General features: G+C 72.6%; 23 protein-coding genes. 14 read left to right on the top strand and 9 right to left on the bottom strand.

What is annotated here, in order from left to right:
* Positions 1–2: 2 nt before the first annotated feature.
* Genes ACIQKA_RS21160 through ACIQKA_RS21150 form a run of 3 tightly spaced genes read left to right on the top strand, consistent with a single transcriptional unit; the run spans position 3 to position 3,454 of the window.
* Positions 3–1,778 (top strand): cytochrome c biogenesis protein ResB, encoded by a 1,776-nt coding sequence (locus tag ACIQKA_RS21160; protein WP_402541948.1) that lies wholly within the window; start codon positions 3–5, stop codon positions 1,776–1,778.
* Positions 1,775–2,863, top strand: a complete 1,089-nt coding sequence (gene ccsB / locus ACIQKA_RS21155; protein ID WP_383156675.1) for a c-type cytochrome biogenesis protein CcsB — start codon at positions 1,775–1,777, stop codon at positions 2,861–2,863. The genes ACIQKA_RS21160 and ccsB overlap by 4 nt, the downstream gene beginning before the upstream one ends.
* A 51-nt stretch (positions 2,864–2,914) precedes the next feature.
* The gene (locus ACIQKA_RS21150; RefSeq protein ID WP_383156677.1) at positions 2,915–3,454 is read left to right on the top strand and encodes an SRPBCC domain-containing protein; all 540 of its coding nucleotides are present in this window, start codon (positions 2,915–2,917) and stop codon (positions 3,452–3,454) included.
* Between the two features lie 168 nt (positions 3,455–3,622).
* Here the strand turns inward: ACIQKA_RS21150 and ACIQKA_RS21145 are convergent, their stop codons facing one another.
* The 3 genes from ACIQKA_RS21145 to ACIQKA_RS21135 all read right to left on the bottom strand — a co-directional run bounded on the left by ACIQKA_RS21145 (position 3,623) and on the right by ACIQKA_RS21135 (position 7,834).
* Complete coding sequence (locus tag ACIQKA_RS21145; protein WP_383430866.1) at positions 3,623–5,176, bottom strand: hypothetical protein; 1,554 nt, start codon at positions 5,174–5,176, stop codon at positions 3,623–3,625.
* Between the two features lie 4 nt (positions 5,177–5,180).
* The gene (locus ACIQKA_RS21140; RefSeq protein ID WP_402541946.1) at positions 5,181–7,271 is read right to left on the bottom strand and encodes a hypothetical protein; all 2,091 of its coding nucleotides are present in this window, start codon (positions 7,269–7,271) and stop codon (positions 5,181–5,183) included.
* Between the two features lie 113 nt (positions 7,272–7,384).
* Complete coding sequence (locus ACIQKA_RS21135) at positions 7,385–7,834, bottom strand: nucleoside deaminase (RefSeq protein ID WP_402541960.1); 450 nt, start codon at positions 7,832–7,834, stop codon at positions 7,385–7,387.
* 471 nt (positions 7,835–8,305) lie between these two features.
* Here ACIQKA_RS21135 and ACIQKA_RS21130 point away from each other — a divergent pair, with 471 nt between their 5' ends.
* Entirely contained in the window at positions 8,306–8,497 is a 192-nt protein-coding gene (locus tag ACIQKA_RS21130) for a hypothetical protein (protein ID WP_366377187.1), read from the top strand.
* 90 nt (positions 8,498–8,587) lie between these two features.
* On the opposite strand, the gene ACIQKA_RS21125 is transcribed toward ACIQKA_RS21130, so the two are convergent.
* Positions 8,588–8,986 (bottom strand): PLD nuclease N-terminal domain-containing protein, encoded by a 399-nt coding sequence (locus ACIQKA_RS21125; RefSeq protein WP_383156683.1) that lies wholly within the window; start codon positions 8,984–8,986, stop codon positions 8,588–8,590.
* A gap of 90 nt (positions 8,987–9,076) precedes the next feature.
* Here ACIQKA_RS21125 and ACIQKA_RS21120 point away from each other — a divergent pair, with 90 nt between their 5' ends.
* The 3 genes from ACIQKA_RS21120 to ACIQKA_RS21110 all read left to right on the top strand — a co-directional run bounded on the left by ACIQKA_RS21120 (position 9,077) and on the right by ACIQKA_RS21110 (position 12,170).
* A complete protein-coding gene (locus ACIQKA_RS21120) occupies positions 9,077–10,534 on the top strand; it encodes a menaquinone biosynthesis decarboxylase (protein WP_383156685.1) in 1,458 nt (485 codons plus the stop codon).
* The gene (gene mqnP, locus ACIQKA_RS21115; protein ID WP_383156687.1) at positions 10,531–11,433 is read left to right on the top strand and encodes a menaquinone biosynthesis prenyltransferase MqnP; all 903 of its coding nucleotides are present in this window, start codon (positions 10,531–10,533) and stop codon (positions 11,431–11,433) included. The genes ACIQKA_RS21120 and mqnP overlap by 4 nt, the downstream gene beginning before the upstream one ends.
* A gap of 68 nt (positions 11,434–11,501) precedes the next feature.
* The gene (locus ACIQKA_RS21110; RefSeq protein ID WP_383156689.1) at positions 11,502–12,170 is read left to right on the top strand and encodes a UbiX family flavin prenyltransferase; all 669 of its coding nucleotides are present in this window, start codon (positions 11,502–11,504) and stop codon (positions 12,168–12,170) included.
* Here the strand turns inward: ACIQKA_RS21110 and ACIQKA_RS21105 are convergent.
* Positions 12,167–12,304 carry a hypothetical protein gene (locus tag ACIQKA_RS21105; RefSeq protein WP_159042984.1) on the bottom strand — a complete coding sequence of 46 codons (138 nt, stop codon included), beginning with the start codon at positions 12,302–12,304 and terminating at the stop codon, positions 12,167–12,169. The genes ACIQKA_RS21110 and ACIQKA_RS21105 overlap by 4 nt on opposite strands.
* A 137-nt stretch (positions 12,305–12,441) precedes the next feature.
* Between ACIQKA_RS21105 and ACIQKA_RS21100 the strand changes: the two genes are divergently transcribed.
* Positions 12,442–12,897 (top strand): Lrp/AsnC family transcriptional regulator, encoded by a 456-nt coding sequence (locus ACIQKA_RS21100; RefSeq protein ID WP_125666109.1) that lies wholly within the window; start codon positions 12,442–12,444, stop codon positions 12,895–12,897.
* 63 nt (positions 12,898–12,960) lie between these two features.
* The gene (mqnE, locus tag ACIQKA_RS21095; protein ID WP_383156692.1) at positions 12,961–14,124 is read left to right on the top strand and encodes an aminofutalosine synthase MqnE; all 1,164 of its coding nucleotides are present in this window, start codon (positions 12,961–12,963) and stop codon (positions 14,122–14,124) included.
* Between the two features lie 46 nt (positions 14,125–14,170).
* Here mqnE and ACIQKA_RS21090 read toward each other — a convergent pair whose 3' ends face one another.
* Complete coding sequence (locus tag ACIQKA_RS21090; RefSeq protein WP_383430871.1) at positions 14,171–15,037, bottom strand: GyrI-like domain-containing protein; 867 nt, start codon at positions 15,035–15,037, stop codon at positions 14,171–14,173.
* Between the two features lie 118 nt (positions 15,038–15,155).
* The gene (locus ACIQKA_RS21085; RefSeq protein WP_402541944.1) at positions 15,156–15,689 is read right to left on the bottom strand and encodes a GNAT family N-acetyltransferase; all 534 of its coding nucleotides are present in this window, start codon (positions 15,687–15,689) and stop codon (positions 15,156–15,158) included.
* 129 nt (positions 15,690–15,818) lie between these two features.
* Here ACIQKA_RS21085 and ACIQKA_RS21080 point away from each other — a divergent pair, with 129 nt between their 5' ends.
* The 4 genes from ACIQKA_RS21080 (at position 15,819) to ACIQKA_RS21065 (ending at position 20,642) form a co-directional block, all read left to right on the top strand.
* On the top strand, positions 15,819–16,085 hold the full coding sequence (locus ACIQKA_RS21080) for a DUF4229 domain-containing protein (protein WP_383156698.1): 267 nt from the start codon (positions 15,819–15,821) through the stop codon (positions 16,083–16,085).
* A 383-nt stretch (positions 16,086–16,468) separates the two neighbouring features.
* Positions 16,469–17,812, top strand: a complete 1,344-nt coding sequence (locus ACIQKA_RS21075) for a dicarboxylate/amino acid:cation symporter (RefSeq protein WP_383156700.1) — start codon at positions 16,469–16,471, stop codon at positions 17,810–17,812.
* Between the two features lie 109 nt (positions 17,813–17,921).
* Positions 17,922–18,566, top strand: coding sequence for a TetR/AcrR family transcriptional regulator (locus tag ACIQKA_RS21070; protein ID WP_402541943.1), 645 nt, complete (start codon positions 17,922–17,924; stop codon positions 18,564–18,566).
* Between the two features lie 195 nt (positions 18,567–18,761).
* A complete protein-coding gene (locus ACIQKA_RS21065; RefSeq protein WP_402541941.1) occupies positions 18,762–20,642 on the top strand; it encodes an AMP-dependent synthetase/ligase in 1,881 nt (626 codons plus the stop codon).
* An 81-nt stretch (positions 20,643–20,723) separates the two neighbouring features.
* Here the strand turns inward: ACIQKA_RS21065 and ACIQKA_RS21060 are convergent, their stop codons facing one another.
* Together ACIQKA_RS21060 and ACIQKA_RS21055 are read right to left on the bottom strand one after the other, a co-directional pair.
* Entirely contained in the window at positions 20,724–21,389 is a 666-nt protein-coding gene (locus ACIQKA_RS21060) for a pyridoxal 5'-phosphate synthase (protein ID WP_383156708.1), read from the bottom strand.
* A 200-nt stretch (positions 21,390–21,589) separates the two neighbouring features.
* A complete protein-coding gene (locus tag ACIQKA_RS21055; protein ID WP_125666131.1) occupies positions 21,590–22,237 on the bottom strand; it encodes a TetR family transcriptional regulator in 648 nt (215 codons plus the stop codon).
* A 351-nt stretch (positions 22,238–22,588) separates the two neighbouring features.
* On the opposite strand from ACIQKA_RS21055, the gene ACIQKA_RS21050 reads away from it, so the two are divergent.
* Positions 22,589–23,425, top strand: coding sequence for a VOC family protein (locus ACIQKA_RS21050; protein WP_402541940.1), 837 nt, complete (start codon positions 22,589–22,591; stop codon positions 23,423–23,425).
* Positions 23,426–23,558 lie beyond the last annotated feature (133 nt).

Here is a 23,558-nt window from a genome sequence, read left to right as displayed (position 1 = left end):
CGATGAGCAAGACCTACGCGACGGGTAACACCCCGGCCCCGGACGAGACGGACGAGACGAGCGAGACGGACGGCACGGGCGGCACGGCCGGGACGGACAAGGCGGACGAGACCGCCGGCGCGGCCGGGGCCCGGCTCTCGACCGCCCCCGCGGAGGACCGCGAGGAGACCTCCACCGGCGGTCCCGGCATCGGGTTCACCGGCTGGCTCCGCTGGTTCTGGCGGCAGCTCACCTCCATGCGGATCGCGCTGCTCCTGCTGCTGCTGCTCTCCCTCGGCGCCGTCCCCGGCTCCCTCGTCCCGCAGACCAGCGCGGACGAGATGAAGGTGCAGGACTTCAAGGCCGCGCACCCCACCCTCACGCCGATCTACGAGAAGCTCCAGTTCTTCGACGTCTACGGCTCGGTGTGGTTCTCCGCGATCTACCTCCTGCTGTTCGTCTCCCTCATCGGCTGCATCGTCCCGCGCACCTGGCAGTTCGTCGGCCAGCTCCGGGGCCGTCCGCCGGGCGCCCCGCGCCGCCTCGACCGGCTCCCCGCGTACGCCACCTGGCGCACCGGCGCCGGCCCCGAGGAGGCCCGGGAGGCCGCGCTCGCCCTCCTCGGGAAGCGCCGCTTCCGCGTCCACCGGGTCGGCGACGCGGTCGCCGCCGAGAAGGGCTACCTGCGCGAGGCCGGGAACCTGGCCTTCCACGTCGCCCTGATCGTGATGCTCGTCGCCTTCGGCTGGGGCGTCCTCTTCAAGTCCGAGGGCGGCAAGCTGATCATCGAGGGCGACGGCTTCTCCAACACGCTGACCCAGTACGACGACTTCAAGTCCGGCTCCTGGTTCGGGACCGACGAGCTGGTGCCGTTCAGCTTCAAGCTGGACTCCTTCACCGGCACGTACGAGGAGGGCGGCCCGCAGCGCGGCACCCCGCGGACCTTCGAGGCGGCCGTCACCTACTCCGAGGGCGGCGCGGACAGGAAGCGGATCATCCGGGTCAACGAGCCGCTGAAGGTGGGCGACTCCAAGGTCTACCTGATCGCCCACGGCTACGCGCCCGTCGTCACCGTCAAGGACGGACGCGGCAGGACCGTCTTCCACGGCGCCGTGCCGCTGCTCCCGATCGACAACAACATCACGTCGACCGGCGCGATCAAGGTCATGGACGGCTACCGCGACAAGAACGGCAAGAAGCAGCAGCTCGGCTTCCAGGCCTTCTTCGTGCCGACCTTCGCGGGCGCGGGCCAGGGCACGATGTTCTCGCAGTTCCCGGCGCTCGACTTCCCCGTCATGGCGCTCACCGGCTACCACGGCGACCTGCGCGTGGACTCCGGGCTCCCGCAGAACGTGTACCAGCTCGACAAGTCCAAGATGACCCAGTTCACGGACGCGTCCGGCAACAAGCTCGCCCAGCGCCTGCTGCCCGGCGAGACCATGACGCTCCCCGACGGCGCCGGCTCGATCACCTTCGAGAAGGACATCAAGGAGTGGGCGAGCTTCCAGATCTCGCAGCAGTCCGGCAACGGCCTCGCCCTCGCGGGAGCCCTCGCCGCCATCGTGGGCCTGACCGGCTCGCTCTTCATCCAGCGGCGCCGGGTCTGGGTCCGGGCCGTACGGGGCGAGGACGGGGTGACCGTCGTCGAGATGGCCGGCCTCGGCCGCAGCGAGTCCGCGAAGCTCCCCGAGGAGCTGGCCGACCTGGCGGTCGCGCTCACGGACCAGGCCCCGCCCACCACGGAACCAGCGGACGCACCCGCGGAAGACCCCGCCCCTTCTGGAGAGGCTGACAAGTGATCCTCGCCGCCACGACCGACGAGAGCCTGGCGCGGATGAGCGACCTGCTCATCTACTCCTCGATGGCCGTCTACACCCTGGCCTTCTTCGCCCACATCGCCGAGTGGGTCCTCGGCAGCCGCAGCAAGGTCGGCCGCACCGCCGCCGCCCTCACCCGGCCGGCCGGTGCCGCCGCCACCGCCGCCGCCGTGACCGTCCAGGTCAAGCAGGCCGGCTCCACCGCCGTGCTCGACCGGCCGAAGGTCGTCACCCGGAGCGCGGCCGGCACCCGCGACGTGCCGGACGGCCCCGGCGCGGCCGGCGGCACGGCCAAGGGCGACCTGTACGGACGGATCGCCGTCTCGCTCACCGTCCTGGCCTTCCTGGTCGAGGCGTCGGGCGTGGTCACCCGGGCGCTCTCCGTGCAGCGGGCCCCCTGGGGCAACATGTACGAGTTCTCCACCACCTTCTCCACGGTGGCGGTCGGCGCGTACCTCGGCTTCCTCCTCGCCAAGAAGAACGTGCGCTGGATCGGCCTGCCGCTCGTCACCACGGTCCTGCTGGACCTGGGCCTGGCCACCACCTGGCTGAAGACCCCCAGCGACCAGCTGGTGCCCGCGCTCGACTCGTACTGGCTGTGGATCCACGTCTCCACCGCGATCTTCTGCGGCGCGGTCTTCTACCTCGGCGCGGTCGCCACCCTGCTGTACCTCTTCCGCGACTCGTACGAGAACAAGCTCGCGACCGGCGGGAACCCCGGCGCCTTCGCCCGCTCGGTCCTGGAGCGGCTGCCCGCCGCGGCCTCGCTCGACAAGTTCTCCTACCGGGTGAACGCGGCGGTCTTCCCGCTGTGGACCTTCACGATCATCGCGGGCGCGATCTGGGCCGGCGACGCGTGGGGCCGCTACTGGGGCTGGGACGCCAAGGAGGTCTGGTCCTTCATCACGTGGGTCGGTTACGCCGCGTACCTGCACGCGCGCGCGACGGCCGGCTGGAAGGGCCGGAAGGCGGCGTACATCGCGCTCATCGCCTTCGCCTGTTTCCTCTTCAACTACTACGGCGTCAACATCTTCGTGACCAGCAAGCACTCCTACGCCGGAGTCTGAGCCCCGGCCTCCGGGCTGGCACCGGGCCCGCCCCGGGGTGACGCTGGAACCATGAGCGAGATACCCCGGGGCAGGAGCGAGACCCACGACGGCGACACGCACGTGCTGCGCTTCACCGTCGAGCTGCCGCACCCGCCGTCCGAGGTCTGGACGGCCGTCACCACCCCCGAGGGCCTGGCGCGCTGGCTGTGCGCGGCGGACCCGCTGGAGCCCCGGCTCGGCGGCCGGGTCGTCCTCCACCGGCTGACCAGCGGCGACACCGAGGACCCGGGGCGGGTGACCGCCTGGGACCCCGGGAGCGTGGCCGAGTACACGGTCGATCCGACGCACGGCCGGATCCGGTTCCACCTGGAGCCGGGCCCGGGGCCCGGCGGCGACGGATCGACCGTGCTGCGTTTCACCAACGAGCTGCGCGGCCCGCCGGAGCACCGCCTCGACCGGCTCGCCGCCTGGCACGACCACTTCGAGTGGCTCGCCCGCGCCCTGGACGGCCGTCCCGCCGACTGGCGGGAGCGGACCTCGGAGCGCTGGCTGCACCTGCGGGAGCTGTACGAGCGGGACGCGGCGCGCTGGCCGAAGTGGGAGCCGTAGGGGGTGTCTGGCCGATCATGCCGGGCTCGCGGTGTCCGGCACCGCACCTCGCCGCGTTGTCGTCACTCGCCGACGCTCCGCGTCGACTCCCTCCTCCGCCTTGCGACGCACGGCACCGGACACCGCTCCCCGATCCGGCCTGATCGACAAGACACCCCCTGGGGGGTGTCACCCCCGCTTCGGCGGCAGGCACGGCGACTCCGGCGGGCGCCCCTCCGGCCAGGCGATCTGCACGAAGCGCTGCGAGCCGTTCGGGGCCAGCTCCACGATCGGCACGGCCTTGTTGTACGGGTTGCCGTAGTTGTCCAGGCAGATCCAGCCGCTCGCCCCCTCCACCCGCAGCGAGCCCTTCACCTGCGGCCACTGGGCGGCCACGTCCGCCGCCGCCGGGTGGCGGGCCCCCTGCGGGGTGGCCTGGCGGATCGCGTGGACGGCCGTCGCCATCGCGTCGTACGCGACGATCGCCTGCCCGTCCGTGAGCGGCGGCGGCGCCTTCGCCCCGCGGGTGACGTCGCCCAGGAAGGTCTCGTACGCCCGGGTGGAGCCGCCCGTGGCCGGGACCCTCCGCCCCTCCGCCGGCAGCCAGGCGTCCGGGTGGGCGAGCGCCGCGTACCGCACGGTCAGCCTCGACCTCAGCGCCTTCCGGTCGAGCTTCGCGTCCGCGCCCAGGTACGAGCCCTCGTCCCCGGTCAGGACGGTGAAGGCCCGTTCGGTGCAGCCGCGCGACCCGAGGGCGTTGATGAACTGGCGCAGCTGGGTGTGGCGGCCCGCGAAGAAGACGGTCTCGGCGCGGCTGTCGCAGATCAGATGGGTGATCTGGCGGAAGGTGTTGGCGGTGGTGCCCTCCTCGTTGGGGTCGGCGGGCGAGGTGAACAGCTCGGGGGCGTGCGGGCTGTTCTTGAGGGTGGCGGCGAAGGCGGCCTTCAGGGTGTCCGTGTAGTGGTCGCCGCCGCGGGTGTCCTGGACGAGGAGCGCCTTGGCGGAGTCCACGCGCCCGAAGTGGGCGAGCGCCTTCGCCTCGTCGCCGTTGGTGGGCGAGACGCGGGCGAGGCCGGGATAGCGCTCGTTGCCGGGCGCGTTGGCGATGTCGTCGGCGGTGATGGTGGTGCCGACGACGGCGATCCCGGCCCCGGTGAGGGCGGTCACCGCCTCCCGGACCTCGGTGGAGGAGGTGGCGACGCCGGAGACGGCCCGGAGCCGGTCGGCGGAGTCCTTCATGGCGATCAGCCGGTCGACGGTGGGACGCCAGTGGGCGTTGCCCTTGCCGGTGTTGGCGAGGACGAGCCGGATCTTGGGCAGCTCGTCGTTGGACTCGTGGTTGGCGCGGTACTGGTGGGCGTGGGCGCCCCGCAGCTCGTTCAGCACCTTGATCCGCATGCCGGCGTCGGTGGAGGTCAGCGGCAGCAGGAGGGCGACGGTGACGTGGTCGTCGGGCTTGAGCGTGGCGTTCTCGGCGCCGATGGCGCCGGCGATCCCGCCCAGTTCGCCGATGCCGAAGTCGTGGCCGTCGCCGTTGACGCCGACGCACTCCTCGCTGCCGGCGGGCCGCTCGACGCCCGGCGCGCAGGAACGGTCCTCCGGGGTGGTGAGGCGGACGACGCCGTAGCCGCCGAGGCCGAGGACGACGGCGGCGGTGACGAGGGAGGCGACGAGCTTCTGGCGGGGGGTGCGGACGCGGCGGCGGAGCCGGTCGAAGGGGCGGGCGGTCGCGCGGTCGGGCATGGCGTCAGACTCCGTCCTCGCGGCCCGGCGGCAGCGAGGGCTCCCGCCGGGCGCGGATGTCGCGCGGCCAGTGGGTGGCCGCGTCCCAGAGCGAACCGCTGCCCGACAGATGGCGGCCGGAGAGCCGGCGCAGCTCGTACGAGAGCCGGTCGGCGACCTCGTCGTCGGGCAGTGCGAGCGGATCGGTGAGCAGCCATACGGCGTGCAGCAGGCGCCGCAGGGCGAGGTGCAGCTCGACGGCGTCGGCACCGAGCCCGGCGGGGGGCCCGGCGGCCGGATCGGGGCCTCCCGTCGGAGCCCGGCCGAGCGCGACGGCCCGGCGCGGGTCGGGCCCGGTGGCGTCGCGCTCGCGCGGGTACGGGGCGGAGGCGACGAACCGCAGCCGCCCGAGCCAGCCGAGGACGTCCGGCTCGGGGAAGGTGGCCCGCAGATGGGTGACGGCGTCCTCGGTGCGGCCGAGCGCGAGGTCGTGGTGGAGCCGGTACGGGCCGGGCTCGGGCCCGTAGTGCCGGCGCAGGGTCTCGTGGACGGCGTGCCAGGCGGCGTAGCGCGGGTGGTCGCCGTCCTCGAAGCGCAGCCGGTGCAGGAGCAGGGCGCGCAGCAGCGGGTCGCCGACGAAGTGCCGGGAGCCGGGCGCGGACGCGGCCCAGTCCTCGGCGCGCAGCCGGTCGCGGACGCGCAGCGCCACGTCCCCGTCGCGGGACTCGGAGGGGAGCCGGGCGTGGGCCAGGACCCGGGCGGACTCCTCGTCGTGGGCGGCGGCGAGCACGGCGTACGGGCCGAGCCGGGGCACCGGCAACAGCTCGGCGAGCAGGGCGGGGGCGACGGGCACCGGCGGGGAGTCCTCGCGCAGCTCCACCGTCAGGTCGAGCAGCCGGCCCGGGGTGAGATCGGGCTTCAGGTGGGCGGGGGCCTCCCCGGCGGCCCGGCCCAGGAGCACCACGCCCAGGGGGCGGCCGCCGGTCAGCCGGTGGACGGCGCGGGAGAGTTCGGCGGGGGTGCGGCCCGCCGGGTCGTGGCGGTCGAAGGCGCCGCGGGTCTGGGCGGGGGAGAGCGGGGTCAGCTCGACGACGAGGATGCCGGAGCCGACGCTCGCCCCGCGCGGGCAGGGCGCCCGGTGCGCGGTCTCGGGGAGCCGGAGCCGGGTGGCCTGGCGCAGCGCCTCGTGGTCACGGATCCGGGAGGCGGCCAGGACGACGAGCCGGTCGCGGCGCCCCTCGGCGGAGCGGGCGCGCAGGATCGGTTCGACGAGCTGCCGGCCGAGCGGTTCGTGGGCGTCGTCGAGGAGGAGCAGGGGCCGGCCGACGCGGCTGCCGCGCCGGAAGCCGGTGTAGGCGTGGAGCAGGTCCTCGGTGAGGGCTCCGACGAGGAAGGCCTCGGCCTCGCCGCGGCGCCGGCCGCCCTGCTCGAAGTCGTTGGCGAGCTGCTGGAGCCCCGCCTTCCCCCGCCCCCCGGCGTTCCGGTATCCGCCGTACCACCCCTCGGCGGACCGCTGGAGCCGTCCGAAGACCTCCTCGATGACGGTCTCCACGGTCGCCTCGGCGAGCACCCCGGCGAGCGGGGCGGCGGTCTCCGCGAAGGTGGCGGCGAGCTTGGCGAGGACCTTGCCGACCCAGTGGGCGGCGGCGCCGCGGGTCGGGTCGACGGTCGCGAGGAGCGGCCCGAGCCGCTGGAGGTCGCGCCGGGCCCGCTCGTCGTCCTCCCGGGACCAGCCGATCGCGGCGACGGCCACGAGCCCGAGCGAGAGCCGGGGGAACCGCACGGGCGAGGCCCCGGGAACCTTGGGCGAGAACTGCACGGCCAGCTCGGACAGCGCGCCGGTGAGCGGGGTCCAGCCGGGCCCGTGGTCGGCGGGCGGCTCGACGCGGGCGCAGTCGAGCAGCGCGAGCGGGGTGTACCCCCGGTACCGGTTCCGGACCTCCTTGAGCAGCGCGGTCTTGCCGGTCCCGCGCCCGCCGGTGAAGACGGTGACCGGCGGATCGTCCCCGTGCTCGTACGCCACCCGCGCGTCCCCGTGCCGGGTGAGCCCGCAGAGCCGCGCGACAAGCCCGCCGTCGTCCAGGACCGCCTCGCGGCCGTACAGCTCCCTGTCCAAGCCCCGCCACCCCCGTAACAGTCAACTCAAGGATATCGACGGTGTGTTGGGAAAGCGGTCGACTTTTCGACTCTGTTGTGAGGGCGTTGCGGGTCTGTGGCGGAAGCGGAGGTTCACGGGCCGGGCCCCCACTCCTGCCCGATGTCCTCGTTCCACAGCTCGGGGCGCGCGGCGACGAACTCCCGCACGAGCGCCACGCACGCGGGATCGTCGAGCACGAGGACCCCGACGCCGTGCCCGCCGCGGAAGGTCTCGGCCTCGCCGGCGACCACCCGCGAGATCCCGAACCGCCGGACGGGGCCGGAGCGGTACCAGCGGGGCGAGAGGGTGGTGACCGTGATCGTCCCCCGGTACGAGCGCTGCCGCCCGGCGTCCCGGAACGCGGCGGTCTCCGCGTGCGCGGACGGGTCCCCGTCCTGCACCCGCCGGTTGTGCCCGCGCCCGAGGAGACGGCCGTCGGCCCCGTAGAGGACGGCCCCGATCGGAACCCCGCCCTCCCGGAGCCCGGCGCGGGCCTCGTCGAGGGCGGTGGCCAGCCAGGAGCGGGCCCGGTCCTCGTCCATGGGGTCCGTGCGGTCCATGCGGTCCACAGCGGGTCCATGGGGGACTCGTTCCCGGCGGGGTGGGGGGATCACGCGTCGGACGGTGCTCAGGGCGGCGTCCCGCCGTCCGGAGCCGCCCACCGCGCGCGGGCCGCCTCCCGTGCCTCCGGTGGTTCCATCGGGTCGTCGCGCAGGGCCGCGATCCGTTCCGGGGCCTCCGGGGCGGCGGGAGCCGAGGCGATGCGCAGGAGCCGGGTGTTCTCCTCGCGGTCCGGGAGGGGCTCGGCGCACAGGTGCTCCGGGCCGTCCCCGCCGATGGCCTTCGGACAGGCGGCGCGCTCGTGCGAGTGCGGGGTCCCCGTCCCTGCCGCCGATCGGCTGAGGACCGCGCCCCCACCGGCCCGGCGCCCCGGTCGCGGAGGGTGACGGCCCTAGCGTGCGCAGTGCCCGCCCTTCCGCGGCGCGCCGCGCCGTCCTACCGAGAGGTCTTCCATGCGTTCCCTGCTGACCGCCTTCGCCGTCGGAGCCATCGTCCTCGGCACCGCCGGTGCCGCCAGCGCCGACGTCTACGTCGACTACGAGCCGGAGCCCTCGTACACGATCGTCTTCGGCGACTGGCTCCAGTTCGCGGGCGGCGACGTCTTCAACGCCGGCCACGACAACACCGTCGGCTCCGACGACTGAGACGCCGGACGGGGGCCCGCCGGGGTCCGTGCCGGACGCCGCCGGTCGGGCGGAACCCGCCGGCACGCGCCCCGGAGGCCCCCGGGCCCGTCAGCCCTCGCTCTCCTCGCCCCGCTCGCGCCGCTTCAGCTCCTCCTCGCGGCGCCGCAGGTCCTCCTCCCAGTCCTTCAGGAGGGCGTCGTCGTCGGCCTTCGCGCCGGATCCGTCGTCCTTGAGGGACTTCAGGAACTCCGGGTTGTCGTCGGGCGCCACCCAGCCGCCCGCGCCCCGGCCGCCCCGTCCGCCGCCCGCCCCGGTCCGTCCCTTCGGCCCGCGCTCCTTGCCCGCGACGATCCAGCCGATCGCGCCGACGATGGAGAACAGCAGGATCACGATGGCCCACACCGGCTTGGGAAGGTGCTTGACCTCTTCCTCCGGAGTGTTCAGGCAATCGATGAAGGCGTAGATCATCAGCGCCAGCGGCAGGATGAACAGCAGCGCCCTGAGCATGTGGGACAGCCCCCTGGAAGCGGTGGCGGGGGCGCGCTTGGGCGGCCCCGGTGACAGGTCCAGGGTAGCCGGTGACCGATACTTGCCCGTATGGCTTACGACGATCTCCGCTCGCTGCTCAGGGCCCTCGAGCGCGAAGGCGACCTCAAGCGCATCAAGGCCGAAGTCGACCCGTACCTGGAGGTCGGGGAGATCGTCGACCGCGTGAACAAGGCGGGAGGGCCCGCGCTCCTCTTCGAGAACGTCAAGGGCTCCTCGATGCCGCTGGCGATGAACGTCTTCGGGACGGACCGCCGGCTGCTCAAGGCCCTCGGCCTGAAGTCGTACGGCGAGATCAGCGAGAAGATCGGCGGGCTCCTCAAGCCGGAGCTGCCGCAGGGCTTCGTCGGGGTCCGCGAGGCCTTCGGCAAGCTCGGCTCGATGGTCCACGTGCCGCCGAAGAAGGTGAAGTCCGGCGACGCCCCCGTGCAGGAGGTCGTCCTCACCGGTGACGACGTCGACCTGGAGAAGCTGCCCGCGCTCTTCACCTGGCCGAAGGACGGCGGCTCCTTCTTCAACCTGGGGCTCACCCACACCAAGCACCCCGAGACCGGCGTCCGGAACCTCGGCCTCTACCGGCTCCAGCGGCACGACAAGCGCACCATCGGCATGCACTGGCAGATCCACAAGGACAGCCGGAACCACTACGCGGTGGCGGCCGAGCGCGGCGAGCGGCTGCCGGTCGCGATCGCCTTCGGCTGTCCGCCGGCCGTGACGTACGCCTCGACGGCCCCGCTGCCGGGCGACATCGACGAGTACCTGTTCGCCGGCTTCGTGCAGGGCAAGCGGATCGAGATGGTCGACTGCAAGACCGTGCCGCTCCAGGTCCCGGCGCAGGCCGAGGTCGTGATCGAGGGCTGGCTGGAGCCGGGCGAGACGCTCCCGGAGGGCCCCTTCGGCGACCACACCGGCTTCTACACCCCGCAGGAGCCGTTCCCCGCCCTGAAGATCGACTGCGTGACGATGCGGAAGCGCCCGCTGCTCCAGTCGATCGTGGTCGGCAGGCCGCCGACCGAGGACGGACCGCTGGGCCGGGCCACGGAGCGCTTCTTCCTGCCCCTGCTCAAGATCATCGTGCCGGACATCGTGGACTACCACCTGCCGGAGTCCGGCGGCTTCCACAACTGCGCGATCGTCTCGATCGACAAGAAGTACCCGAAGCACGCGCAGAAGGTCATGCACGCCGTCTGGGGCGCGCACATGATGTCGCTGACCAAGCTGATCGTCGTGGTCGACAAGGACTGCGACGTCCACGACCTGCACGAGGTCGCCTGGCGGGCCCTCGGGAACACCGACTACGCCCGTGACCTCACCGTGGTGGAGGGCCCGGTCGACCACCTTGACCACGCCTCCTACCAGCAGTTCTGGGGCGGCAAGGCGGGCATCGACGCCACGAGGAAGCTGCCCGAGGAGGGCTACACCCGGGACGGCGGCTGGCCGGACATGGTGGAGTCGGACCCGGCGACGGCGGCCCTGGTCGACCGGCGGTGGAAGGAGTACGGGCTGTGACCACCGCCGCCGTGCCGGGCGCCCAGCCCGGACGCACCAAGGCCTTCCTGCGGCTCGTGATGATCGAGCACTCGGTCTTCGCGCTGCCCTTCGCCTACATCGCCTCGCTCACCGCGATGTTCCGGACGGACCAGCGGATCCACTGGTGGACGCTGCTGCTCGTCACCGTCTGCATGGTGGGCCTGCGGACCTTCGCCATGGCCTGCAACCGGATCATCGACCGCGAGATCGACGCGCGCAATCCGCGCACGGCCGGCCGGGAGCTGGTGACCGGCGCGGTGTCCGTGCGCTCGGCGTGGACCGGGGCCGGGATCGCCGTCGTGGTGTTCCTGGGGGCCGCCGCCCTGCTCAACCCGCTCTGCCTGGCGCTCGCGCCGCTCGCCGTCGTGCCGATGGTGGTCTACCCGTACGGGAAGAGGTTCACGAACTTCCCGCACGCGATCCTGGGGCTGGCCCAGGCGATCGGGCCCGTCGGGGCCTGGCTGGCGGTGACCGGGGAGTGGTCCTGGGACGCGGTGATCCTGGGGCTCGCGGTGGGCGTGTGGATCGGCGGCTTCGACCTGATCTTCGCCTGCCAGGACGTGCGGGCGGACCGGGCGCACGGCGTCAGGTCGGTCCCGGCCCGCTTCGGGATCCCGGCCGCCCTGTGGGGCGCGCGGGGCTCGGCGGTCGTGACGACCGGACTGCTCGTCTGGTACGCGCTGGCCACCGGCGCCGGGGCCTTCTTCTGGGTCGGCCTGGCGGTCGTCGTGGTGGCGTTCTGCTACGAGCACACGATCGTGAAGCCGCACGACCTGTCCCGGCTGAACCGCGCGTTCTTCACGACGAACGGCTTCATCGGGATCAGCCTGTTCGTCTGCGCGCTCCTCGACCTGCTGGTCCGCGGGCTCACCCCGTAGCCCGGCGCCCGGACCCGTCCCGCACCGCCCCGGATCGTCCCGGAACCCTCACGGATAGGCTCGACGGCATGAACGACGGCAAGCGCACCCCCTGGATCGTGGGGGTTTCCGGGGCGTCGGGCACGCCGTACGCCGCCGCCGTCCTGAGGGGGCTGCTCGCCGCCGGGGAGAGCGTCGACCTGATCGTGTCGCGGGCCTCGCGGCTCACGCTGCTCGACGAGACCGGGATCTCCTTCCGGGACGCGCACTGGCGCGAGGACCTGGCGGCCTGGCTGGCGCGCGGCGCCGACGGGAAGCCCGACACGTTCGGGGCGGACCTGGCGGATGTGCGCTACTGGCCGGCCGGGGACCTGGGCGCGGGCCCGTCCTCGGGGTCGTACCCGGCGAAGGGGATGCTGGTGGTGCCGGCCTCGACCGCCGCGGTGGCGGGAGTGGCGCTGGGGCTCTCGAAGGACCTGCTGCAACGGGTCGCGAGCGTGACGCTGAAGGAGCGGCGGCCGCTGGTGGTCGCCGTGCGGGAGACCCCGCTCAACGGGCAGACGCTCCGGCACATGGTGGCGCTGGACGAGGCGGGCGCCGTGGTGCTGCCCGCCTCTCCGGCGTTCTACGCGGGGGCGACGCACATCCAGGATCTGGTGGACTTCGTCGCCGGGCGGGTACTGGACGCGGCGAAGGTGCCGCACCGGTTGTACCGCCGCTGGGAAGGAGAGCTGGGTGCGGCTCTCCGGTCCGATTAGCGCTTCTTCGCGCGCTCCCGGGGAGCGCGCTTCGAGGCGGGGACGGGCTGGTGGGCACGCGAGCGGTTGGCCAGGTCCTGCAGCTCGCGCATGCGGGCGTAGGCCATCTCGATCGTGTACACGGTGAACACCACTCCTGAAGGTTCCGAACCCGAAGGTTCTTAAAGATCGACTCTGATCTGTTGAAAGATTCACAGGATGTCGTCCCTGTGTACCTTAGATTCTATACCTAAACTCGCGGTATCGCTGGACAATGGAAGGCCTCATACCTATGGACGCCGTGGACAGGCAGCTCATCCAGGCCCTGCGCGAGAACGGGCGTGCCTCATACGCCGAACTCGGCCGGCTCGTCGGGCTCTCCGGCCCCTCCGTCACCGACCGCATCAACCGCCTCGAGGCGGCCGGGGTCATCACCGGCTACCGCGCCACCGTCGACGCCGCCTCGCTCGGCCTCGGCGTCACCGCCCTCATCGGCATCTCCCTCTCCGACGCAGCCGACCACGAGGACGTGGCCCGCCGGCTCAAGGACCTGGCCGAGATCGAGGACTGCTGGTTCATCGCCGGCGACGACTCCTTCATGCTCAAGGTGCGCGCGAACGACGTCGACGGCCTGGAGAAGACGATCCGCCGCCTCAGCGGCACCCGGGGCGTCTCCCGCACCCGCACCACGATCGTGCTCTCCACCAAGTGGGAGAACCGCGTCGGGGAGCTGCCCGAGGAGGGCTGACGGCGGGCCTGAGAGTACGGTGAACGGCGAAGCACGGATATCGGAGAAGAGGGAGGCGGCCGCATGGACGCGGGGCTCAAGCGTGAGCTGGAGCAGAAGGTCCGGGACGGTGAGCGGCTGAGCCGTGAGGACGGCATCGCCCTGTACGAGTCCGACGACCTCGCCTGGCTCGGCGGTCTGGCCCACGAGGTCAGGACCCGCAAGAACGGCGACGTGGTCCACTTCAATGTCAACCGGCATCTGAACATGACCAACGTCTGCACCGCCTCCTGCGCCTACTGCTCCTTCCAGCGCAAGCCGGGCGAGAAGGACGCGTACACCATGCGCATCGAGGAGGCCGTGCGCCTCGCGAAGGCGATGGAGAACGAGAACCTCACCGAGCTCCACATCGTCAACGGGCTGCACCCCAACCTGCCCTGGCGCTACTACCCGCGCTCGCTCTCCGAGCTGAAGAAGGCCCTCCCGAACGTCTCCCTCAAGGCGTTCACGGCCACCGAGATCCACCACTTCGAGACGATCTCCGGGCTCTCCGCCTCCGACATCCTCGACGAGCTGATCGAGGCCGGCCTGGAGTCGCTGACCGGCGGCGGCGCCGAGATCTTCGACTGGGAGGTCCGGCAGCACATCGTGGACCACCGCACCCACTGGGAGGACTGGTCCCGGATCCACCGGCTCGCCCACGAGAAGGGGCTCAAGACCCCGGCGACCATGCTGTACGGGCACATCGAGGAGCCCCGGCACCGCGTCGACCACGTGCTGCGGCTGCGCGAGCTCCAGGACGAGACGAACGGCTTCCAGGTCTTCATCCCGCTGCGCTACCAGCACGACTTCGTGGACATGAAGGACGGCAAGGTCCGCAACAGGCTCCAGGCGCGCACCACGATGGCGACCGGCGCCGAGGCCCTGAAGACCTTCGCGGTCTCCCGGCTGCTCTTCGACAACGTGCCGCACGTCAAGGTCTTCTGGGTCATGCACGGCGTCCAGACCGCGCAGCTCGCGCTCCAGCACGGCGCCGACGACATGGACGGCTCGGTCGTCGAGTACAAGATCACGCACGACGCCGACAACTACGGCACGCCGAACAAGCTGGGCCGCGAGGACCTGCTCGAACTGATCCGGGACGCCGGCTTCCGGCCGGTCGAGCGGAACACGCGGTACGAGATCATCCGCGAGTACCCGGGCCCGGACGCGGAGCGACGCGAGTCGCCGCAGCCGATGCGGGTCTGATCCCCGGGGCGAAAGGGCCGGCGAGGGGTTCCTCGCCGGCCCTTTCTCACGCCTCCGTGCGCTCCACCGGGATCCACAGCTCCGCCCGCGCCGTCGTCCAGTCCGCCGAGGGGCGTACGGAGAGCAGCTCGGGGCCCGGCCGGCTCGCGTACGGGTTGGACGGGAACCACTGGGTGAAGACGTCCCGCCACAGGTACTGGAGGGCCTTCGGGTACGGGCCCTCGTTCTCGAAGACGGCCCAGGTCCCGGCGGCCACGTCGAGCGCGTCGAACTCCTCCGGGACGCCGGCGCCGCTCACCGCCCCGTGCCAGTAGTCCAGCTCGGCGCCCTCCTCGCGGCTGTCCGAGAGGTGGGTGACCGCCGACAGGACGCCCCCGGGCTCCCCGTCCGAGAGGCGGGCGAGCCGGGCCAGGCCCTCCTGGCCGATGGACCTGATGTGGGCGGCGATCGCCGGGTTCTCGCCCTCGTGGACCAGGGGGACCCGGGCCCCGCGCCCGACGATCCGGAAGGCGTCCTTCTCCACGATCCTGTACCGCATGCTGCTGTTCCCTTCGACGACGAGGCGGAAGGACATGCGCGGCTGGGAGCGCAGCGCGGCCCCGGTGCGGCGGGCCTCGCCGGGGCCGACGCCGTGCACCGCGCGGAACGCGCGGGCGAACGCCTCCCCGGAGCCGTAGCCGTAGCGCACCGCGACCTCCAGGAGCGTCCGCTCGCCGGCGAGCACCTCGGCGCCCGCGACGGTGAGCCGCCTGCGCCGCACGTACTCCGACAGCGGCATCCCCGCGAGCGCCGAGAACAGGCGCCGGAAGTGGTACTCCGAGGTCGTCGCGATCCGGGCCAGCTCGCCCGGGTCGAGGTCGTCGCGCAGGTGCTCCTCGATGTGGTCGAGGGCCCGGTTCAACCGCTCCAGCACGTGGTCCGTCCTTCCTTTTCCGTGTCCCCACCGTAGGAAGGGGCCGGGGGGCCGGACCCGACATCCCGTGCCCGGTCCGGTCGGGTCGGCCGATCGGTTCGTCGGCCGGCCGGGCGGGTCAGGTGAGCGGCAGCAGCATGATGATGTCGTCCCGGTCGTCGCCGGGGGCGACCCGGATCGCGCCGGGGACGCGGCCGACCTCCTTGTAGCCGCACTTGGCGTAGAAGCCGTCGACGCCGGTGCCGCCCCGGCAGGTGAGCCGGATGGCCTCGATCGCCTCGAAGCCCTCGGCGGTGCGGGCGGTGCGCTCGACCGCGGCCATGAGGTCGCGGCCGTATCCCCTGCCCTGGTGCCGGGGGTGGACCATCACGGTGTAGAGCCACACCCAGTGGGTCATCAGGGGGTGGGTGTTGAAGGTGAAGAAGGCGGTGGCGGCGACCTCGCCGTCCTCGTCGCGGCCGACCAGCAGACGGGTGTCGCCGCGGGCCATGTCGACGAGGTGCCGGAGCAGGGCGGGGCGGATCTCGTCGGGGGTGACGGGCGGGACGAAGCCGACGGCGCCGCCCGCGTCGGAGACGTCGGCCCAGAGGGCGAGGACGCCGTCGCGCAGGGCCGTGTCGACCGCCGGGTCCACCTCGAACGTAAGGGTCATTAGTGGAGATTATCCATTACTCGCCGGGCGCTCAAGGGGGTTGGTGCCGGGGAGGGTGCGGCCCCGTGCTTCACTGGGGAGGACGTTCGTCCCGTAGGGGATCTTTTCGGAACGGAAGAGTGGACTGACATGCTCCGTTACACGGTGCTGCGGCTCGGCATCTTCGCCGGGTCCTTCCTCGCCCTGTGGGGGCTCGTCTACGTCGGCGTGCTGCCGCGCGGCCTCGGCGACTCCAACCTGCTCTGGGTCCTCGTCCTCTCCGTCGTCGTCTCCGCCCCGCTCAGCTTCGTCCTCCTGCGCGGACAGCGCGACGACATGAGCGCCGAGATCGTGGAGAAGGTCGACCGCGCGAAGGGCCGCCTCGCCGAGAACCGGTCCCGCGAGGACGCGTCGTAGGGCCTCGCCCTCCGGCCGTGGAGACCGGGTAAGGATTCCGTAAGTTTCATCACACATCTACCCCCGGGCAGGAGCTTCCAAGGCTCCGGCCTGGGGGTTTCTGCGTTTCGGAGGCGGAGGGGTGCCTCCTTACCCCAAAGAAGAGCTTTGAGGTTCTCAAAGTTCAAGTGTTAACGTGTTCGACATGAAGACCGCAGCGCGCACCTCCGACGCCATGAGCCCTCCGCTCGTGGCGCGCCTGCACGTCGACCTGTGCCGCTGTATGTCCGCGGTCTGTTGCCGCGAGCTCTGACCTTCCCGGCATTCATGCGGCGGCCCGCGCCCGAGCGCGTTTTCGTGGCCGCACCCCCGTCCCCGTATTCCCCCGATACGCCCTGTGGAGTGTGTCTGTGTCCGCGTCCGTCTCCGAGGCCCCCGAGGCCAAGCCCTCGTCCCGGATACCCAAGGTCCCCTTCTGGGCCCAGATCATCGTCGGTCTGGTCCTCGGCGCCCTGCTCGGCTGGATCGCCCGCAGCCAGGACGTCTCCTGGCTGAAGGAGACCCTCGGCCAGGTCGGCGACATCTTCGTCCAGCTCCTCAAGCTGGCCGTCGCCCCGCTCGTCTTCTTCGCCATCCTGGTCTCGATCACCAACCTGCGGAAGGTGAACAACGCCGCCCGGCTGGCCTCCCGCACCCTGCTCTGGTTCATGATCACCTCCCTGATCGCGGTCGCCATCGGCCTCGCGATCGGCCTGATCACCAACCCGGGCTCCGGCACCGGCCTGACCCCGCAGGACGGCAAGCTGCCGAAGCGCGAGGGCTCCTGGATCGACTTCCTCACCGGCATCGTCCCGACGGACGTCATCACGCCCTTCACCGAGCTGAACGTCCTCCAGATCGTCTTCATGGCCGCCGTCGCCGGCATCGCCGCCCTGAAGCTCGGCGACCGCGCCAAGCCGATCCTCGCCCTCTCCGAGTCGGTCCTCGAACTGCTCCAGAAGGCCCTGTGGTGGGTCATCCGCCTCGCCCCGATCGGCACCGTCGGCCTCATCGGCTTCGCCATCGCGGACTACGGCTGGGACCTGATCGGCAAGTACGCCACCTTCACCGCCGACGTCTACGTCGGCTGCGCGATCGTCCTCTTCGGCGTCTACCCGCTGCTGCTCGCCACGGTCGCCAAGGTCAGCCCGGTCCAGTTCTTCAAGGGCGCCTGGCCGGCCATCCAGCTGGCCTTCGTCTCCCGCTCCTCGGTCGGCACCATGCCGCTCACCCAGAAGGTCACCGAGCGCCTCGGCGTCCCGAAGGAGTACGCCTCCTTCGCCGTCCCGTTCGGCGCCACCACCAAGATGGACGGCTGCGCCGCGATCTACCCGGCGCTCGCCGCGATCTTCATCGCGCAGATCTTCGACGTGCAGCTCGGCATCCAGGACTACCTCCTGATCGCCTTCGTCTCGGTGGTCGGCTCGGCGGCCACGGCCGGCCTGACCGGCGCGACCGTCATGCTGACCCTGACCCTCTCCACCCTGGGCCTGCCCCTGGAGGGCGTCGGTCTGCTCATGGCGATCGACCCGATCATCGACATGATGCGCACCGCCACGAACGTCGCGGGCCAGGCGCTGGTCCCGGTGATCGTCGCCGCCCGCGAGAAGATCCTCGACCACACCGCGTACGAGAACGCCTCGTCGTCCCCGATCGACGACCCGACCGAGACGCGGACCGAGGACGAGAAGGTCCTGGTCGCGGCCTGACCGACACGTGACGGCTCCCGGTGCCCCCGCCCCCCGATGGGCGGGGGCACTAGGCTGCTCGGGGGCAGTCGGACGATCTTGTGGGCAGCGGGAAGCAGGGGTGGGCACCATGGCCGACGGTGCGAAGGCGCGGCGGCTGCCGCGCGCCGTGCGGGAGCGGCAGATGCTCGACGCGGCCGTGCGGAGCTTCGCGCGGCACGGCTACCAGACCGCCTCCATGGACGAGATCGCCGAGCTCGCGGGGGTCTCCAAGCCGCTGGTGTACCTGTACCTGAACTCCAAGGAGGAGCTCTTCACCGCCTGCATCCGGCGGGAGGCCGGGGCGCTGCTCGCCGCCGTGGCCGCCGGGGTCGAGGACCGGGAGCTGCCGCCCGACGAGCGGCTGTGGGCGGGACTGCTCGCCTTCTTCACGTACGCCGCCGAGCACCCCGACTCCTGGGTGGTGCTGAGCCGGCAGGCCCGGACGCAGGGGGAGCCGTTCGCGACCGAGGCGTCCCGGATGCGGGAGGAGGTCGCGGTCTACGTGGCGGGGCTCATCGGCGAGGCGGCGCGCGAGGCGCACGGGCCCGCCACCATCACGGAACGGGACGTGACCGCCCTCGCGCAGGCCCTGGTCGGCTCGGCCGAGTCCCTGGCGACCTGGGCGAACGAGACGCCGGAGGTGACGGCGAAGGAGGCGGCGGCGACGCTGATGAACTTCGCCTGGGCGGGACTCGGGAACCTCATGAAAAGCGAGCGCTGGTCTCCCCGTTGAGCCCTACCGCACAGTAAGGTTACCGACTGGTTAAGTCGGTGCGGGCTCCAACGCGCCGGTGCGCCAACCCGGTTCGGCCCCGCACGTGGCCGTACGCCCCGCACATCCCGCACGCCCCCGCACACGCACTGCACATCCGCACGCCCCGCACGTCCCCGCACGTCTCAGTTCGTCGCGAAGACCGAGGAGCCGCACGTGTCCGTCGCCACCGCCGCAGCCGGGACCGAGCCGGTCGAACCGCACAAGTTCCTGGTCGACGGGCGGGTGCGGGAGGTGTCCGTCCCCGCCCTCGTCCCCCGGATCGCCCGCGGCTCCCTCGCCGACCTGCCGTACGACAACGCCCGCCTGGACCCCGGCGCCCCCCTCTTCTCCCGCAAGGGACCGCGGGGCGAGTGGTACGACGTCCCGGCCTCCGCCTTCGCCGCCGAGGTGCACGCCGTCGCCAAGGGCCTGATCGCCCACGGCCTGCGACCGGGCGACCGGCTCGCCCTCATGGCCCGCACCACCTACGAGTGGACCCTGATCGACTTCGCCGCCTGGGCCGCCGGACTCGTCACCGTCCCCGTCTACCCCACCTCCTCGGCCTTCCAGACCCGCTGGATCCTCCAGGACTCCGGCGCCACCGCCTGCGTCGTCGAGGACCGCGACCAGGCCCGGATCGTCTCCGCCGAACGGCGCCGGCTCCCCGGCCTGGCCCACCTCTGGACGCTCGACACCGGCGCCGTCGAACTGCTCCGCCGGGCGGGGGAGCGGATCTCCGACGAGGCCGTCACCGCCCGCCGGGGACTGCTCACCCCCGAGACCCTGGCCACCCTCGTCTACACCTCCGGCACCACCGGCCGCCCCAAGGGCTGCGCCCTCACCCACGCCAACTTCTTCGCCGAGGTCGACAACGCCGTCCGGCTGCTCCACCCCGTCTTCGTCTCGGAGACGAAGGAGCCCGCCGCCACCCTGCTCTTCCTGCCGCTCTCCCACGTCTTCGGACGCATGGTCTCCGTCGGCTGCGTGCGCGCCCGGGTGCGGGTCGGGCACGCGCCCTCCGTCGAGGGCGACGGACTCCTCGCCGACCTGGCCGCCTTCCGGCCCACCTTCCTCCTCGCCATCCCGTACGTCCTGGAGAAGGTCTTCCACACCGCCCGCGCCACCGCCGAACGCGGCGGCAGGGCGGCCTCCTTCGACCGGGCCGCCCGGGTCGCCCGCCGCTACGGCCAGGAGGCCTCGCCCTCGCTGCCGCTGCGCGCCGCCCGCGCGCTCTACGACCCGCTGGTCTACCGGCGGATACGGAACGCGCTCGGCGGACGCGTGAAGTACGTGATCTGCGGCGGCTCCCCGCTCGGCGCCCGGCTCGCGGAGTTCTTCGCGGGCGCGGGGGTCGAGGTCTTCGAGGGGTACGGCCTGACGGAGACCACGGCCGCCTCCACGGTCACCCCGCCCCGCCGGCCGCGCACCGGGACCGTCGGCTGGCCGCTGCCGGGCACCGCCGTCCGGATCGCCGACGACGGCGAGGTGTGGCTCAAGGGCGGCCACGTCTTCGCCGGGTACTGGGACGCGCAGCGCGGGACGGCCGTGCCGTACACCGACGAGGGCTGGTTCCCCACCGGCGACCTCGGCTCGCTCGACGAGGACGGCTACCTGCGGATCACCGGCCGCAAGAAGGACATCATCGTCACCTCGGCCGGCAAGAACGTGGCGCCCGCCCCGCTGGAGGACTGGCTGCGCGCCCACCCGCTCGTCGCCCAGTGCATGGTGCTCGGCGACGACCGCCCGTACGTCACCGCCCTGATCACCCTGGACCACGAGGGCCTGTCGCACTGGCGGCGGATGCGGGGCAAGGACCACCTGGCGCTCTGGGAGCTGACCCGCGACGAGGAGCTGCTCGCCGCCCTCCAGCGGGGCGTGGACGACGCCAACCGGCTCGTCTCCCGCGCCGAGTCGATCCGCGCCTTCCGCGTCCTGAACACCGACTTCTCGGAGACCTCGGGCCACCTCACCCCGTCCCTGAAGCTCCGGCGGGGCGCGGTGCTGCGGGACTTCTCCCGGGAGGTCGAGGAGATGTATCCGGCGGGCAGCGAGTAGGGGCCGGTGAACGCCCCCTAGGGCGTGTGTCGAAAGTCCCGCCTGCCCTTCGGGCAGACGGCGCTACTTCCGACACACGCCCTAGGGCCAGAGGAGTTCGCGGGTCCAGCCGTCGGGCGACGACGGGTCGCGGCGGTAGCGGAGGCGGACGTGGCGGCGCCGCTCGTCGCCCTGGAAGAACTCGACCTCGGCCGGTTCGACCGCGTACGGGGTCCAGGTGGGGGCCGGGGCGTCCGGCTCCGCCTCCGCCCGGCGCCAGGCCGCCGCGCTCGCCCCGGCGAGGGTCTCCGGGGAGTCCAGGACCTCGCTCTGCCGGCCGACCAGGGCCGCCGCGAGGGCGCCGGTGGTGCGGGCGCGCAGGTCCGCGTGCGCCTCCTCGGGGGTGCCGGTGACGACGTGGCCCCTGACCCGGACCTGGCGGCCCTGGACCGGCCAGTAGAAGTTGAGCGCGGCCTCCGGGCGGGCGGCGAGCTGGCGGCCCTTGGCGCTGGTGGAGTGCGTGGCGAAGTGCCAGCCGCGCGCGTCGGCGCCGTGCAGCATCACCACCCGCACGTCGGGGCGGCCGTCCTCGTCCACGGTGGCCAGGCAGGGGGTGTGCGGCTCGCTCTGGCCGGCCGCGACGGCCGCGGTGAACCAGTCGTGGAAGAGGGCGAGCGGCCCGGGCGGGGCGTCCGCCGGGTCGAAGGCGGGCAGCGCGGTGTCCCAGACCCGCAGGGAGCGCAGGGCGCGGTCGAAGTCGGTCGTCATGGGGTCACGGTAGTCACGGGGTCACGGTAGTCATGGGGTCACGGTAGTCACGGGGGCGCGGGGGCACAGGGCCGCGGTGGCGGTCCCTCCTCGCGTCCGTTCCGTCGTGCGGCCCGGAAGACGGCGACGCCGGCGGCGGTCCGCGGGTGCGGTCCGCCGCCGGCGTCGGCGACAGGACGGGGGGAAGGAGGGGGGCGGGGCTATCTGGTCGGCTTCTTGCCGGTGATGCCGAGGTGCACCAACAGGGCCAGGTTCGGCTTCAGTTCGGCCTGCTTCACGCCCCAGGTCTGGAAGCCCTTCTGGTGCCCCGCGACCGCGGCCAGCATCGTCACCAGGGAGCCGGCCATCGCGGCGGGGCTGACGTCCTTGTCGACCTTGCCCTTGGCCTGGAGCTCCTTCACCGCGTCCGTCAGGGAGTTGGTGACCGAGTTCAGGATCTTCATGCGGATCTTGTAGAACCGCTTGTCGCCCTCGGCGGCGCCGAGGTCCACGACCCGGAGGATCGCGTCGTGCTTCCGCCAGAAGTCCAGGAAGCCCTCGACGAGTTCCTCGGAGGACTGCCAGCCGGCCTTGCCGACCCAGGAGCGGCCGGAGGCGAGGTCGGCCAACCCGGCGCCCTCCTTCGCCATTTCCTCCGCGATCTCCAGAACCGCTCCCTCGACGTCCGGGAAGTACTGATAGAACGTCGCGGGTGAAGTACCCGCCTTCCGGGCCACGTCGATGACCTTGACGTCCCGGTAGGGCGAGGAGCTGAGCATCTCACCGAGGCAGTCGAGCAGCTTCTGCCGCGTCGCCTGGCCGCGTCGACCGGCCACGCGGCCGTCGACGGTGCGTACTTGTCCTGTCATGCCGTCAGCTTACCGACGAGGCCTCAGGGCGCGATTCGGCCGACTGCAAATGGGGTGCACCCTCGCGCGTGCGCGTTCTGCGAGGTGGACGCGGGTGTGCGGCGGAAGGGGGAGAGAGGGGAAAGGTCGGTATTGAGACAAAGTGAGGGGCGGCGGCGATGCCCGCGCAGGCGCCGGGGGCGCCCGGGACGGGGCCGATCGGGGGACCCCGCACCCGAATAGAGTTATGAACAGTCTGTGGACAACTTCGGTGGACAACCCGGGCGCCGCAAGGGTCGCACCCCGTCGAATCGTCCCTTTGTTCGCATCCCGGGCCGCGCGCGGCCCCCGGCGCCGTCCTAGCGTGGAGCCATGGCCGTACGTACTGAGGGCACCCCCTGCTGGGTGGACGCGCAGCTCCCCGACCTGGAGGCGGGCAAGCGCTTCTACGGCGAGCTCTTCGGCTGGACCTTCGACCCCGACCGCGACGAGGCCCTGCTGCGCGGGCGCCGGGTCGCCGGGCTCGTCCCCAAGCGGGACGGCCGCATGCCCACCACCTGGACCGTCTACCTCGCCACCGAGAACGCCGGCACCCTCGCCGCCCGGATCCGGGCCGCCGGCGGCCGGATGGTCATGGACCCGTACCCCGTCGGCCCCTTCGGCGTCCTGGCGCTCGCCGCCGACCCCGGCGGCGCCGTCTTCGGCCTCCGCCAGGCGGGCGACGACGACGGCTTCGCGGCGGTGAACGAACCGGGCGCCTTCCGCTGGATGGAGGTGTACACGCGCCGACCGGACGCCGTCGACACCTTCTACGCCACCGTCTTCGGCTACCTCGGCCGCCGGGCCGAACCCGAGGAGGAGGGCGCGGGTCCCGGCCCCGACCACCGCGTCTGGTCGCCCCCCGGCTCCCGGCCCGGCGACGACAGCGCCTTCGGCGGCCGGGCCGTCATCACCGACGACTTCCCCGCCGAGATGCCCGGCCACGTCCTCGTCCACTTCGCCGTGGACGACTGCGACGCGGCCTGCGACACCACCGTCCGGCTCGGCGGCCGGATCGTCACCCCGGCCCGCGCCACCCCGCACGGCCGCGTCGCCGTCCTCCGCGACAACCAGGGCGCCCTCTTCGCGGTCCTCGCCGAACCGGGGGGCGGGCCCGGGGCCGGCCCCGGACCGAGCCCCGCACCGCAATCGGCCGGTACGGGCGGATAGGCCCGCAACCGTCCCGCCCGGCACACCCCGCACCCGCCCGTCCCCCGCAGCGGGCGACACCCCGATCCGCCCCCGGGTTCGCCACCGGGCCGCCGGACAGGAAGAATCAGGGCCACGGGGCCGTACCCTCATG

This window comes from Streptomyces sp. NPDC092045 (genome assembly GCF_044756005.1).
Taxonomy (GTDB): domain Bacteria; phylum Actinomycetota; class Actinomycetes; order Streptomycetales; family Streptomycetaceae; genus Streptomyces.
The sequence above is the reverse complement of the archived record's forward strand: the minus strand, read 5'-3'. Positions and strand labels throughout refer to the sequence as shown.